The sequence below is a fragment of the Tropicimonas sp. genome, assembly GCF_047971885.1.
Lineage (GTDB): Bacteria > Pseudomonadota > Alphaproteobacteria > Rhodobacterales > Rhodobacteraceae > Tropicimonas.
On record NZ_JBKEAE010000154.1, the window covers coordinates 16,888 to 31,475 of the forward strand.

Annotated in this window: 8 protein-coding genes and 1 pseudogene; 5 read left to right on the forward strand and 4 right to left on the reverse strand. The window is 64.6% G+C overall.

What is annotated here, in order from left to right:
• Nucleotides 1-96 precede the first annotated feature (96 nt).
• From ACK5IR_RS13310 to ACK5IR_RS13325, 4 genes are all read right to left on the reverse strand, one after another.
• Entirely contained in the window at nucleotides 97-1,128 is a 1,032-nt protein-coding gene (locus ACK5IR_RS13310; protein WP_416929660.1) for a four-carbon acid sugar kinase family protein, read from the reverse strand.
• A gap of 34 nt (nucleotides 1,129-1,162) precedes the next feature.
• Entirely contained in the window at nucleotides 1,163-1,882 is a 720-nt protein-coding gene (locus ACK5IR_RS13315) for a FadR/GntR family transcriptional regulator (protein WP_416929661.1), read from the reverse strand.
• Nucleotides 1,883-2,028: 146 nt separating this feature from the next.
• Entirely contained in the window at nucleotides 2,029-3,015 is a 987-nt protein-coding gene (gene pdxA, locus ACK5IR_RS13320) for a 4-hydroxythreonine-4-phosphate dehydrogenase PdxA (RefSeq protein WP_416929662.1), read from the reverse strand.
• Between the two features lie 807 nt (nucleotides 3,016-3,822).
• Nucleotides 3,823-4,053, reverse strand: a complete 231-nt coding sequence (locus ACK5IR_RS13325; RefSeq protein WP_416929663.1) for a hypothetical protein — start codon at nucleotides 4,051-4,053, stop codon at nucleotides 3,823-3,825.
• Between the two features lie 143 nt (nucleotides 4,054-4,196).
• Between ACK5IR_RS13325 and ACK5IR_RS13330 the strand changes: the two genes are divergently transcribed.
• From ACK5IR_RS13330 to ACK5IR_RS13350, 5 genes and pseudogenes are all read left to right on the forward strand, one after another.
• Nucleotides 4,197-5,831, forward strand: a complete 1,635-nt coding sequence (locus ACK5IR_RS13330; protein WP_416929664.1) for a hypothetical protein — start codon at nucleotides 4,197-4,199, stop codon at nucleotides 5,829-5,831.
• Between the two features lie 25 nt (nucleotides 5,832-5,856).
• A complete protein-coding gene (locus ACK5IR_RS13335) occupies nucleotides 5,857-6,972 on the forward strand; it encodes a phosphatase PAP2 family protein (protein WP_416929665.1) in 1,116 nt (371 codons plus the stop codon).
• A 15-nt stretch (nucleotides 6,973-6,987) separates the two neighbouring features.
• Entirely contained in the window at nucleotides 6,988-9,078 is a 2,091-nt protein-coding gene (locus tag ACK5IR_RS13340) for a hypothetical protein (protein ID WP_416929666.1), read from the forward strand.
• A gap of 802 nt (nucleotides 9,079-9,880) precedes the next feature.
• Complete coding sequence (locus tag ACK5IR_RS13345) at nucleotides 9,881-14,053, forward strand: autotransporter outer membrane beta-barrel domain-containing protein (RefSeq protein ID WP_416929667.1); 4,173 nt, start codon at nucleotides 9,881-9,883, stop codon at nucleotides 14,051-14,053.
• Between the two features lie 302 nt (nucleotides 14,054-14,355).
• Nucleotides 14,356-14,588 (forward strand): annotated as a pseudogene (locus ACK5IR_RS13350) (hypothetical protein); the annotation flags it as partial.

The following is a 14,588-nucleotide window of genomic DNA, read 5'->3' on the forward strand; positions in this document are numbered from 1 at the left end:
TGGAGTCCGCCTGCCGGATTTTCGGCGGGAATCACGTGAGGCAAGCGTAATGCCCTGATCTTACGTGAAATAACCTGACGGTATGGGTAGATAGCGTCAGTGCGGTGCGCCGGGCATGATTCGCCCGACGAGCCGGACCAGCGTATCTGCGGCGCCAAATCCGCCGGATTTTGTCACCACCGTTACGGTTTGTCCGTGATATTCCGCCGTGGCGGCCGGGACGCCGGGCAGGATTTCGCCCAGCACCGTCAGGTGTTCGACGCCCATGCCGCCAAGTATGGCGTTTGCGGATTCGCCGCCGCAGGCAAAGATCGTTCGCGCCGAGAGGTGGACAAGACCCCTCAACGCCGAACGCGCAAATGCGGCGCCCGCGATTCCGGGCTCTGCGGGCCCGGAACCTTGCGTCATCCGCAGCAGCAGCACCGGCGCGCGGGGAAGATCGCCGGCCTCGCCGTTGGGGGCGTCGTGGACGGGGATCTGCCGCAGCATGGCAACCTGCGCGCCTGTCACCGGATCGCGCGAGCCGATGGCAAGCAACGCCGGGCCGGGCAGGTCGAGATCGGGCGGGGCCGGGCGGTTGGGCCGTAGCCGCCGCGCCAGCGCCGCGGCAAGGCCCGCCGCGCCGACATAGACGCAACCGGCCAGATCCCCGGGCAATGCCGCGTCGAGATCGGCGTCGCTGCGGATTTCGGGAATTGTCGCCGGTCGGCCGATCCGTTCCGCGACCGGGATGGGGGTTTCGACGCCGGCACCCGTCACGCGTCTGTCGATGCACAGCCGCCCGAGCGCGGGCAGGGCGGGGCTGACCAGAAGCGCCGGATACCCATGCAGCAGGGTGTCGAGTTCGGCCTGAATGTGGCCCTTCAGCCGGCTGTCGATCTTCTTGAAGAGGATGGCCGGCTCGTTCCGTATCGCCTGCCGCACCTCATGCAGCGCCTTGCGTGCCGCTTCCTCGCTGCCGTCGCGCGATCCGGTCGATACCGAGACGACTTCGGCGCCCGAGGCCAGCGCGGCCGGAAGTCCGGCAGGGGTGCGCGCCACCAGGACCCGGCCCCTCCGGTTGGCGAAAGGCACCGCACTGTCGAGCGCACCGGTCAGATCGTCGGCGACTATGAGGACCTCTGCCATCGGTTTGCCCCTTCGTGCGACCGGATTGTTGCGCCTATTTCATCCGCAGATCGAGCAGCCCGCCGCCAAACAGCCGCTCGCGCGAGTTTTCCAGATGCCCGCGCATCAGATGCCGCGCCCTGTCCGGCTCCCGGCCGGCAATCGCGTCGAAAATCGCCCTGTGCTCGTCGAGAACGGCATTCAGAAAGGCGTGACCGCCACTGATCAGGGCCGTTCCGTGCAGTGTCATGCCGACATTGATGTGCTCGCGCAGGGCACGCAGCGACGTTTCGAAATACTGGTTGTTCGATGCCCTGGCGATTCCGTGGTGGAAGGAGAAATCCGCGTCCTCCCGGTGCTGCATCGAGTCGGTCGCGGCACGCAGCAACTCCAGCGCCTCCTCGATCCGTTCTAGCGCTTCGGCGTTGCGGCGTTCGGCGGCGAGTGCCGCGGCTTCGGTTTCGAGGTTCAGGCGGAATTCGTAGCACCGCTGAATGTCAGCCAGGGTCTCGACCCGGCCATAGCCCACCGGCGTGGTTCTGGTGACACGAACATACGACCCCGCACCCTGGCGCGAATAGATCATCCCCTCACCCCGCAGCCGTTCCAGCGCCGTCCGCAGAACCGGGCGCGAGACGTCGAATTCCTGTGAAAGCACCGCCTCCGGCGGCAGCTTTTCGTTGGAAACGTAATCGCCGTTGATGATGCGGCTGTAGAGAAGATGGTAGACGCGATCTGCCAGGGTTGTCCGCTTTTTCGTACTTGTTGCCTTCATCGACTTTCCGTCACCTGATTCGTCTCGTGCCAGGCACTCCCCGGCACGTGGCGTATTGGTCAGAAAATTGACAGGTTTGACAAGCCGATGGCGCATGATACGCAGCGGAACGGCCCCGTCGCCGCAACCGCAGGCGATATAACCGGTCAAGACACGTCGGTTCGCGCCGCAGCCAGTTTCCTGCCATATTCCAGCGCCGCAAGCATGTTCACATGGTTCGCCCGGCCGGTTCCCGCAAGGTCGAAGGCCGTTCCGTGATCGACCGAGCAGCGGTCGATCGGCAGGCCGAGCGACACGTTCACCGCCGTGTCGAACGCGATAAGCTTGATCGGAATGTGGCCCTGATCGTGATACTGGGCAACGACCAGATCGAAGGCGCCGGTGTTGGCGCGATGATAGACCGTGTCGGCAGGGACCGGCCCGGTCACGTCGATGCCCTCGGCCTGCGCCCGCGCCACCGCCGGGGCAACCTGCAGGTCGTCCTCGCGGCCGAACAGCCCGCCCTCGCCGCAATGTGGGTTGATTCCGGCAACCGCGATGCGCGGCGCGGACAGGCCCATGCGCCGGAAATGCCGATGTCCGGTGATGATCGTCTCGTACACCCGTTCGGGCTGGGCACGGCCGATCGCATCCCTGAGAGAGACGTGCGTTGAAACGTGAAGCACGTTCAGCGTTGGCGATGCGAGCAGCATCCACGAGCTTTCTGCGCCTGTCAGGTGGGCCAGCATCCCGGTGTGGCCGTCGTAATGGTGTCCTGCCGCGTTGAGCGCGGCCTTGCTGATAGGCGCCGTGACGATGGCCGATGCCGCTCCGCCGCTTGTCATTTCGACCGCGCGCGCAACATAGCGGTAGCTTGCTTCGCCGCAGGCCTCGGAAAGGATGCCGAACCTGCCCGGCAGCCCGGGCACCGGCACATGGATCACCGAAAGCGCGCCTTCCGCCGGTGCCTTGAAATCCGCCAGTTTCAGGTTCGTATCCGTAACGGCAATGGCAGTTTCCAGCGTATCCGGATCGCCGATGACGGCATAGCGTGTACGCTCCCCGACCGGCAGGCTCGCAATCGCCCTGACGGTAACCTCGGCGCCTACTCCGGCGGGATCCCCCATTGTAATGACGATAGGCTTGTCGGTCATCCTGAAAACTCCTTTTGGCCGGTCCGTATCATGGACGGGTGAAAGCGCCGCATCATCGCGGCATTCTCCGGTCGTGGTCCGGCAGGCAGCGATCCGGCACCTGCCCAATGGATTTCAGAACCATGAAAACCACCTCGACATGAGTCACCGACTTTGTAATCTTGTAATGAATATATGTCGATAGTTCATTGAGAAACTAGGGAGAGCCAGAGAGGAGCAGGCAGCCGCCTTCAGGCAGCATATATAATTTATGTTATTCAATACATTACTGAGTGAAATGGTATTATGGTATTCTGGATGTTCGCAAGACCATCTGCTTGCGGGGATTTTGATAAGTTTACAAATACACCGAAATCTGCTGCGTACGATGTGCTGGCGGGGATGCGTGTCCGGCAGGGCGGTCGAGGACGCCATGGTAATCGATGCCGTCGGCGGCGCCGGCGAATCTCTCAACGGGCACGTCGCCGGCGAATTCTTCACAGGCAATTCACGCAAGGCAATCCTCCGGACGGTGTATTCTGCTCATATCGGGCAGATCACCTCTCCCGGAGGTTTGAGTACGCGATTGTTCAACGCCGATCCGCGAGACTTGAGCGACGGTATCCGTCAATTAGGACGGTGGCTCGCAGTTACCGTTGTTCAGGTCTCGCGGGCTTTCCGCCCCGGGCCGCCCCGGGCGATCCCGCGCAGACCATCCCATCCCTGAGGTCTGCGGACGGGGCAGGGCGACGGGGCAGGGCGACGACGGTGCCGGATTTCCTCCCCTCCGGCACCGTCGCCGCGCCCGGTCAGCGCGGTGCCTGCTCCTTATTCTTCACTGTCGCGTCTGGTGCGAATGGCATCGCCGGGCACGTCCGGATGCAGATCGTCGGGACCGACGCGATCGATGACAACGATCATCCAGGCCAGCGTTTCGCGCAATTCGGGCGGCAGCCGCTCGTCACCGACCATCTGTGCCGGGTATTGGCGCAAACCGGGCCAGCGCTCGTAGAACTCGAAGATCGTTTCGATACCAAGTTGCGATTCCTCGCGGCTCATCGTGCTGATCCTCCTTGGGTGGAAAGCACCGCCATTTTTGCCCGCAGTCGCCACGATCGGGGCGTGAATAAGGTGTGAGCGGCTTTGCTATCTGACCTGACGTATCGTAAGATCGGATAACTTCCCGGAAAGACTGGTTAACGATGGCTGCGCCGCTGGAAATTTCGCTTTTTGGGACATGCGCCGTCCGGACGACGGGATCCGCCGGTGTCGAGATCCGGGGGGCCAAGCATCGTGCGCTGATCGCGCTTCTGGCGACGGCGCCGCTGGGCCGGCGGACGCGCAGCTTTCTTCAGCATACGCTCTGGGGCGATGCGGGATATGACAGCGGCCATCAGAACCTGCGCCGGGCCCTGTCGGATCTTCGCAAGCTGATGGGCGACGATTTCGACCGGATCTTCAATTCCACCAATTCCGAGGTCGAGATCGTGCTGGACCGCGTGCGCTGCACCGGCGATCCGCAGTACGGTCTCTTTCTGGACGATCTCAACGTCAGCACACCGGGCTATATCGAATGGCGGCAGAAGGTGCGGGACAATCCGGCGCGGGTGGCTGCCCTGTGCCGGGACCCCGGCGACACCACGCCGCCCCGGCCGCGTATCACCGCCCTGCCGCTGACGGTGCTGGGCGGTGATCCGGGGTTGCGCACGCTTGCCGACTGGGTGGCCGAGGAGATTTGCCGCGCCCTGTCGCGATCGTCGCTCTATACTGTCATCTCGCATCTTTCGGCGCGGGCGATGGCGCTGCGGATGGTCGATATCGCCGATGTACGCGATACGCTCGATGTCGATTACATGATCACCGGCACGATGCGGCGCAGCCGCGGTGAAAACGTGATCGACTTCGATTTTGTCGATGCGCGCAGCGGCGTCATCGTCTGGAACCGGCATCTTGCCTGCCCCGAGGACAGGTTTCTCGATGAACTGCCCGAACGTCTGGTCAATGTCGTTGTATCGGCGGGACGTACCGTGGCCGATGCGGCGATCGCGCATATCCGCGAACGGAGCCTGCCCGATATCGCCGACCACCAGCTTGTGCTGGCCGGGGTTTCGCTGATGCACCGGTCGGCCCTGCGGGATTTTCTGCAATCGCACAAGCTGCTGAGCGAGGCCATCGTGCGGCAACCGCGCGCCGCCGAAACGCATGCATGGCTGGGCAAGTGGTATGTGCTCAACGTGTTCAAGAACTATACCACCGACCGCAGCCGGGATACGCAACTGGCGCTGGACTGCACGGCGCGGGCGCTGGACCTCGATCCACAGTCCAGCTTCGGTCTGACGATCGACGGCTTCGCCCATGGTAACCTTCTGAAAAAGATGGATATCGGCGAGGCGCGCTACAGCGCGGCACTGGAGATCAACCCGAACGAAAGCCTGTCGTGGCTGCTGCGTGGTATCCTGATGGCCTTTCAGGACGACGGGACGGCGGCGATCCGCGCCACCGGTACCGCGCGGCGCCTGTCTCCGATCGATCCGTTCGGACATTACTACGACAGCCTGTCTGCCTCGGCCTATCTTGCGGCCGAGGATTATGCGCGTGCGCTGGAACTGGCGGACCGGTCCCTGATGGTCAACGACCGTCATGTCTCGACCCTGCGCACCCGTGTGGCGGCGCTTTATTTTCTGGGAGATGGTGAAGCCGCCCGGCAGGCCGCGGTCGATCTTCTGCGGCGTTTTCCGGATTTCCGGCTGGACGATTATCGGCGCGAACATCCCGGCGCCACCTCCCATACGGGGCAGCGTGTTCTCAGGGCGCTGAGCGCGTCGGGTATTTCGTAATCACAACAGGAAGAGAGGGTGGAAAATGTCGGCATATGGCGGATTTGGAGGTTTCGGGGGATTTGGCGGCTTCGGCGGCTTCGGAGGGTTTGGCGGCTTCGGCAATTTCACCGGGCTTGGCGGCTTTCTCGGCGCGGGGGATACCGGGTCCTATGATGCCTTCACGGTGGCAGGCCTGCTGACCACATCCGAAGCGCTCGAACATCTCGCCGGATCGGGTCCGGCGCCGGTAAGCGCCGAGATCCCGGCGAACGATCCCGCCAACATGGCCCGCTGGGCGGTCTGGGTGCGCGGCTCGCTCTATGTGTCGGAGTTCCTCAGGGGGCTGGACTGGCAGGTCGGCAACGCCGCCGGTCAGGCGGGAGGGGATGTGAACATGGTGACGCTGAAATTCGATGGCACTCCCATGTGCACGCTGCACCGCCCGGTGCCGCAAACCTTGCAGGACCAGTGCCGCCACGTGCGCAACTACGCCACCCTGCGCGAGGAACGCGGCGCCGAAATCGCCTCGCAGCTTGGCTTTCCGACCGCCTATTTTGCCATGCTTCTGGGCCTGCATGGCGGCCAGCATGCCCACACGTTCGAACTGATTACGGCAACGCAGGTCGCCGCCGCCCATGCGGCGATGGTAGTCAAGAATGCGCTGGCGGTACGCCGGCCCGACCAGATCGACGGGCGGGTCATGCCGATGTTGCCCACCCCGGGGCACGGCAGCTTTCCCTCGGCGCACGCCACCGAAAGCTATGCCGTGGCAACTGTGCTGAGCAAGCTGGTCGAGGCATGGGGATCGCTCGCCGATCACGATGCGCGCAACAGGATGCTGTTCGGGCTGGCCGAGCGGATCGCGGTGAACCGGACGGTTGCCGGCGTTCACTACCCGATCGACAGCTGGGCCGGCGCGGCGCTCGGCTCTGCCGTCGGGCGCGCGGTTCTGGGGCGGTGCGGACGGAATGAGCCGATGATCGTGCCGAGCTATGCGCCGGTGGATTGCGACTTTTTCCAGTACGATTTTGCCGATCCCGCGCGTGCCGCTGCATGTGGGCTGACCCACGCGGCGGCGGGCGGCAGTGCCGGCCGCGGCGATGGCTTCTCGTGGCTCTGGGCGCAGGCCGAGGCCGAGCGTCAGTGTGTCGTCTCGTAAGCGGAGGATGCCGACATGACATCGACCGATGACGCCGCGGCGGAACTGGCGCGCTACACCGGGCCTTACGAGCGCTGGGTATTCACCAGACGCCTCGGCCGCCCGTTTGCCTTTCCGGCAATCGCCAAGGGGAATGCAGCCTATTTCAGCGCGATCGCCGAAGGCGAGATTGACCCCGCCGGCCTGAGCGCTGCCGCGCCGGCCGAGGTCCGGCTGCCGCCTCTGTGGAACCCCGACATCGCCCCGCTGGCGGCCGTTCCCTTTGCATTCCACCGCGCGGGCACCCGTCCGCCCGCGCTGCACGACGTTGATGAACTGGATGCCGAGGCGGCCGAGTTGCTGGCCTGTCTGCGATGCGGTGCGGGCGAGGGCACGCGGCCACCTCGGTACAGGCTGAATTTTCCCGTCGAGCGCGCCAGTTGGGCAACCGTGCACGACCCGGCGGCCGAACCCGAAGGCTGGATTGCGCCGGCGATCCGCCCGGCGGCGATCGTCGGTGTCATCGACGATGGCATCCCTTTTGCCCAGCGGGCGTTTCTCGGGCGGGACGGACGCAGCCGCATCAGCCATTGCTGGCTTCAGGCGGCGCGCGCGGCAAGCGGCCGGTCCGCCGTTCCCTTCGGGCGCGAGTTTGCCAACGGGCAGATCGACCGGCTTCGCGCGGGTTTTCCCGACGAGCGCCAACTCTACCGCGAAGCGGGCGCCATCGACGCGGATCTGCCCGAGCTTGGCCTTGCGCTCGCCGGCCGGGCAACGCACGGTGCGCATATCGCCGGTCTCTGCGCCGGAAACGATCCCCATGTCGGCGCAACGCCGATGGGGGATGATATCCAGATCGTCGCCGTTCAACTGCCCAATACCATTGCCTGGGATACTTCGGGTTTCGGCAAGGAAATGTACATGCTGAGCGCGCTGCATTACATTCTGGCCCGGGCCCGCCGGATTGCCGCGCAATATCCGGACGGACCCGCGGAACTGCCGCTTGTCGTCAACTTCAGCTATGGCTGGAGCGCGAACCGCCACGATGGCGGCGCAACGATGGAACGCGCTGTCGAACAGCTTCTGGCCCGGCGGCGGGCGATCCAGCCCGCGACCGCGCTGGTCATGCCGATGGGCAACAATTTCGAAAAGCGGATGCATGCCCGGATCGTCGGTGCGGATCTGCGCGGCGGAGAATACACGATCGACTGGCATCTTCCGCCCGACGATCACACCGCAAGCTATCTGGAAATCTGGTTCCCCGAGGGGATCGATCCGGCCGGGAACAGCGTCTCCATCCGGCCGCCCGAGGGGGTGGCGCTCGACTCTGGCGGACGGATCGCGCTCGATCCCCCGCCACCGCCGGACGATGGCGATCCACGCCGGTTTCGCGATCTCAGGGTGGAGGGAAAAATCGTCGGACAGCTTTCTGCCGATAAGCACATGAACGAGCGCTGGCGCGTCCTGCTGGCGCTGATCCCGACCAGCTACACCCGCAACCAGCCGCGCCGCGCGGCGGCGGGATCGTGGCGGATCACCATCCGCAGCGAGACGCTGGCGCAGGACGAGGCGATCAATATCTGGCTGCAGCGCGACGACGACCCCGGAGTTCTGCGCAGCGGCGGACGGCAAAGCCATCTGATCGATCCGAAGGCGCCTGCGCGCCCGGCCCTGTCGCCCGGTCAGTGCCGCCCCTGGCTGGATATCGTCCGCGGGTTTGGCACCTTCAACGGTATCGCCTCGTCCGCGGCGACCACCCGGGTCGGCGGATATGTCGGGACCGACCGGCGCCCGAGCCGCTACAGCGGCGCCGGCGGTCTGACGCGCACGGGAGGCAACGTGACGGCGTGGAGCGTTCCGCCGACCCTGTCCGCCCCCGCCGATCAGGGCATCTTCCGTCCCGGTCTGCCCTCGATCGGGGTGCTCAGCGGCAGCGGCGCACGCCTGCAGGGCACAAGCGCCGCCGCTGCGCTGGCCAGCCGCTGGATGGTGCTGAACCTGGCGTCGGGACGCCCGATGTACGATGGTCTCGAACCCGTGCCCGCCGCCGACTTCCCGCCGGCCGACCGCGCCCTCTGCGACGCGAAACGAACCGCGCGGCTGGGCGGCGGTCTGGTGCCATCGTAGCGATCGCCGCACCCTGACCAACGGCTCCCCGGGATGTGACCACATGATTGCCGGCGAGATTGGAAAAGGGGTATCACCACCGGGGCCTCCGAGTGGCGAAAATGCCGACGCCGCCGGTTCCGTCGAATCTCGGCGGGGAAAATGATTGACGAGAGGTAACGATCCGGAAAAGGCTGTTCAGCCGGTGTGCCTGTTTTTGGGTGGAGATGCGTATTCGACGAAGATATCCGCAATTATCAGATGGGAACCCGGAAACTATAACCGGATTGATGTGGTGATCGGATCCGTTCCCGGAAACTGTTTGTCGGTTATTGGGCAATACCGGGTGACGTGATCGCCCTGTCAAGCGCGGAATACCCGACCCCCGACGGCACCGCTTTTTAACAGGTGTTGCAGCCCCGCACTTCACAGCCGGTGCAGATTGTAGTTAATGGACTGTTAATTATGCATGCGCGGTACGGGATTTCTGGGTGCCGGCAGCGTGGTGTTTCTTGTGAGTGCGGGACAATGACTGAATTGCGTTTTCTGGTCGACTGTCTCCCGGATCTGGAAAAGGCGGGAGATGTCCAATTCGTCGGGCCAATAGTCCGGCGCCCGAAATGCGCGCCGTCTCGAACGCATTCACCGGCAGCAGAGGCGTTGCAGGTGAGCGCGCCGCAGCAATGCGAAATTTCGTATCCCGGCAGGCTCGCCAATCGCGACCGCCCGGATGCCAGTCAACAAGTGAGGTATTGAGATGAGCAGAACAGCCTCCGCATCCGGAAGCAGACAATTCCATGAAAATAAGCGCAAGAGCGGATTGATGCGGGCGCTCGCCAGTTCGACCTCGCTGGCCGGTGCCGCGATCGTTCCGGTTGCGCTGGCCGGCGCGGTTGTTGGGTTCAGCGCACAGCACGCCTGGGCAGCCTGTACGTTCGCCGGAGGCGTCTTCACCTGCACCGGCGTTACCGCGACCGCGCAATCGGTCAATAACGTGACCCTGACCACCGTCACCATCGATCCCACCTTCAACAACCCGGCGGCGGTTACCGGCAATGCGTTGCAGATCACCAGCCCCGCTGCCAGTTCAAACAATGTCACGGTAACGCAGAGCGGTGCCGGACATATCCGGGGCACATCGACTGGGGTGGTGCTGAACAACAATGGCTCCGGCATCATGCACGTCGATCTGACCGGCCAGGTGACCGGAGATGGCTCCTATGGGATTCTGGCAAATGCGGGTGCGGCATCCACGGGGATGGATATCGCGGTAAACGAGGTCCACGGCGGCTTTGTCGGCCTGCAGGTAAATCAGGGCGGCAAGGGTGCGATCAATGTCATATCGACGGGGGATGTCACCGGTGGCTGGGGTGGCATCGACGTTCAGGGAAACAACACCGCCGCGACGGATATCACCGTATCCGCCAACAATGTCTCGTCCTTTCAGTACGGCATTCAGGTGTTCAACAAGGGTAGCGGACAAACGCTGGTCGAAACCTCCGGCACCGTGACAACCTCCAACACCGGGATCAGTGCCGGCGCCAGCGGCGGGGGCGACGTGACGGTACGGGCATCGGGGACGGTCACGGGCGGCGGAACGGCCTCGGGCATCGGCGCGTTGATCAGCAGCGCCACCGCAACAGGGGACGTGACGGTCGAGGCCGTGGATGTTACCGGCGGAAACGAGGGGATCTGGGCTGTCAACCGCGGCACCGGCGCAACCCGGGTGACCGCGACCGGCACCGTCACCTCTACGGCAACCAGCGCCGGCGGGACCGCCTATGGTATTTTCGCCACGGGCAAGGGGACGGATGTCGAGGTCAGCGCCAACGAGGTTTCGGCGCAGGAAAACGGCATTGTCGTGTCCAACACGGGAAGCGGGGTGACCTCGGTCATCGCGACCGGGTCGGTCGAGGCGGTGAATCACGCCGGCATTCTGGTGACGGCGATCAACGACGACGGTTCGCCGGGAACGGATCTGACGGTTCAGGCCGTCGATGTTACGGCAGGGGGCAGCGGCATATCCGTCTTCAACGACGGAACCGGCGTGACCAGCATCGCCGCCACCGGCACGGTTACCGGTGAAACGGGCAGCGGCATTCGGGCCCTCGCCATGGGGACGGATCTGACGATCGCGACCACCCGGGTGTCGGGCGAGGAATATGGCATCTACGCCGAAAGCAGCGGCACCGGCGTGACCGAAATCTCGGCGAGCGACACTGTCACCGGTGAAAACCAGAGCGGCATCTATGCATCCGCCACCGGGACCGACCTGACGATCGGGGCCATCGAGGTCAGCGGCGGCCAGTTCGGCATCTATGCCGAGAACAACGGCACCGGCGCGACCGAAGTCGTTGCGACGGGTCCGGTCGACGGCGATGCGCAGGACGGTATCCGCGCGGTCGGGTTCGGCACCGACGTATCGATCGAGGCGGTCGATGTTTCGGGCGGCCAGTTCGGCATCTACGCCGAGAACAACGGCAGCGGTGCAACAAGCGTCGTCGCCGGCGATGCGGTCACCGGCGCCGCGATGGATGGTATCTTTGCCTATAACATCGGAACGGATCTGACGGTCGATGCGGCCGCAGTTTCGGGTGAACGGAACGGTATCTACGCCGAGAACAGAGGCACCGGCGCGACGAAAGTCACCTCAAGCGGTGTGGTCGCAGGCGCGACGCAGGACGGCATTCATGCGTATGGTGCCGGAACGGATTTGGATGTGGTCGCCGGGAACGATGTCTCGGGCGCCACCAACGGCATCCGGGCGCTCAACGAAGGAGCCGGGTCGACCTCGGTGACCACCAGCAGCGTGGTGAGCGGTGGCGACAGCGGCATCACGCTTTTTGCCGATAACGGTCCGTTCGCGGTGCGGGTGCAGGGCGGTTCGGTGGCGGCCACCGGCGCGGTGAGCGAAGCCTATGCGGCGGCGATCCACACCTCCGGCGCGGCCGGCGGGACGATTGACATCGCCGCGGGCACAGTGGTGGACGGCGCGGCCGGTGGCATCGCGATCCGCGACGGCGACGGCAGTGCCGGCGGCACCGATGCGGTGGATGCGACCGACACAACCGCCGGCGACGTTGTGGTGACAACGGCCGGCACGGTGACCGGCGCGGCGATCCTCGGGCTTGGCGACGACACGTTCAACCTGGCCGGCGGCAGCTACACCGGGACGATCCATGGCGACGACACGGCTGCCACGGATGCGGACGGCGACGATATGTTCAACTGGACCTCCGGCACGCTGGACGGCGGGTTCGCCGGCGGTAACGGTTCGGATGTGGCGGCGGTTTCCTCCGGCAGCTACGATGGCCAGCAGGTTCTCGACGGGGGCGACGATACCGGCACCGCCGATGGCTGGACCGATACCGTCACCTTCAGCGGGCTGACCTTCACCGCCCCGGGAGCGAATATCGTCAACTGGGAGAATATCGTTCTCGACGGTGGTTCGATGACGATCAGCGACGGCCAGATCGCAACCGGCATGGAGCCGGGCACCGGCCTGACCGTTACAGGCGGCGGCACGCTTGACGGCGGCTCGAACCTGAACCTGCTCGGCAATCTCATCATTGCCTCGGGTAGTGCGTTCAACGCGACAGGCGGCGGCAGTGGCCTCTACGCGATTGCCGGCAGCCTGACCAACAACGGCGTGGTGACCACGCAGGATGGCAGCGCGGGCGATGTCGTCACCGTTGCCGGCGATCTTGCCGGTGCCGGCCGTTTCCTGGTGGATGTCGATCTGGCGACGCTGACCGCCGACAAGCTGGTCATCGGCGGCTCGGTCACCGGCGGCCCGAACCTGCTGGGTGTTTCCGCCTACGGCAACCCCGCCGGCGAAACCGGCACCGGGGCGGGCGCGGGCATCGCGGTTGTCGACGTTTCGGCGACAGGCGGCACCAGAGCGGGTGACTTCACGCTGGAAGACGGGCCGATCTATGCCGGGGCCTATACCTACAACCTCAATCTGGAAAACGACGGCATCTGGTACCTGCAGACGGATTTTTCGGACGATCTGCCAAGTTATGAGGCCTATAGCGCGCAGCTTCTGGGCCTTGTGACGGTGCCGACGATGCAGCAGCGTGTCGGCAACCGCTGGAACGGCAGGGAATGGGTCGATTCCGGCGCGCGCGGCGCGGTCTGGCAGATCCGGGCCGAGGATACCGAGGTCTGGGCACGTTTCGTCGGCGAATACTGGCATGTCGAGCCGACTTCCTCGACCTCGGGCTGGCAGGGTTACGATCAGACCCAATGGCACCTTCAGGGCGGCGTCGACGCGCTGGTACGGGACTGGGACGACGGGTCGAACCTCTATCTCGGGCTGACGGGGCATTACGGCGAGGCTTCCGCTTCGGTAGACAGCCGGTTCGGCGACAGTTCGATGGACACTTCCGGCTACGGGATCGGTGCGACGGCAACCTGGCTCGGTGGTAGCGGCGCCTATCTCGACCTGCAAGCCGCGGCAACGTGGTTCGACAGCAACCTGTCGTCGGATACGTCGGGCAAGCTGGTCAACGGAAACGACGGGTTCGGCTATATCCTGTCGGCCGAGGTCGGCAAATCCTTCGATGCGCGCAACGACTGGATCGTGACGCCTCAGGCGCAACTCCACTACGCGACGGCTGACTTCGACACCTTCACCGATCCCTACGGGGCGCGGGTTTCGGTCGACGATGCCGAAAGCCTGCAACTGCGGCTCGGAGTTGCCGCAGCCAGGGAAATGCGCTGGACGGATCGCGGAATGGACCAGCTTTCCTACCTCTACGGGATCGCCAACGTGATCCACGAGTTCGAGACCGAAAACAGCCTGATGGTGTCGGAGACATCGCTTGTCACCGAATCGGCGGACTGGTCGGCCGAACTGGGGCTCGGCGTCACGCGCAACTTCGACAACAACCGCTATTCAGTCTACGGCGAAGCCAGCGGCTCGTCGCCGTTCGAGAACTTCGGCGAGAGCTACGGTTTCAGCGGTACCTTCGGGTTGCGGGTGAATTTCTGACACGGCCGGCCGGCGACAGGGTTTCCTGCCGCCGGCCGGGTCACGATACGGTGACCGTGAAGAATGACCCGGGTTTGCGTTCGAAAGCAGGCTTGAGCCCAAAGCGGACTAAAGCATCCCGGGATTAATACCAACAGGCTCGAGCGCTGACTCGCTCGGGATTTCCATCGGCGCAAAAATCTGAATCGCTGCCCTCGAAGGACGGAGGCATTGATGGCAGTTGAAATCACGCGCAGGGACATGTCGGCAGGCGAGTTGCGGGCTGCGGCGACACGAACGAAGGATGCGACGGCGGCGCGGATCGGATCAATTTCACGCCGAGTATTCTGCCACGCTACTTGCGCAAGACGAAATCGGTGGAGGAACTGCTGCCCTGGCTTTATCTCAAGGGCGTGTCGACAGGCTATTTTCAGGAGGCCCTGCGGCGATGGCCGCTCGCTTCTGTTCACGGACAGCCCGACGCGGCGGGTCGAGATGCTGGAGATCGACCCGGAAAGTGGTGCGGTGACCGGCACACGGGAGGTGCTGCGCCTTC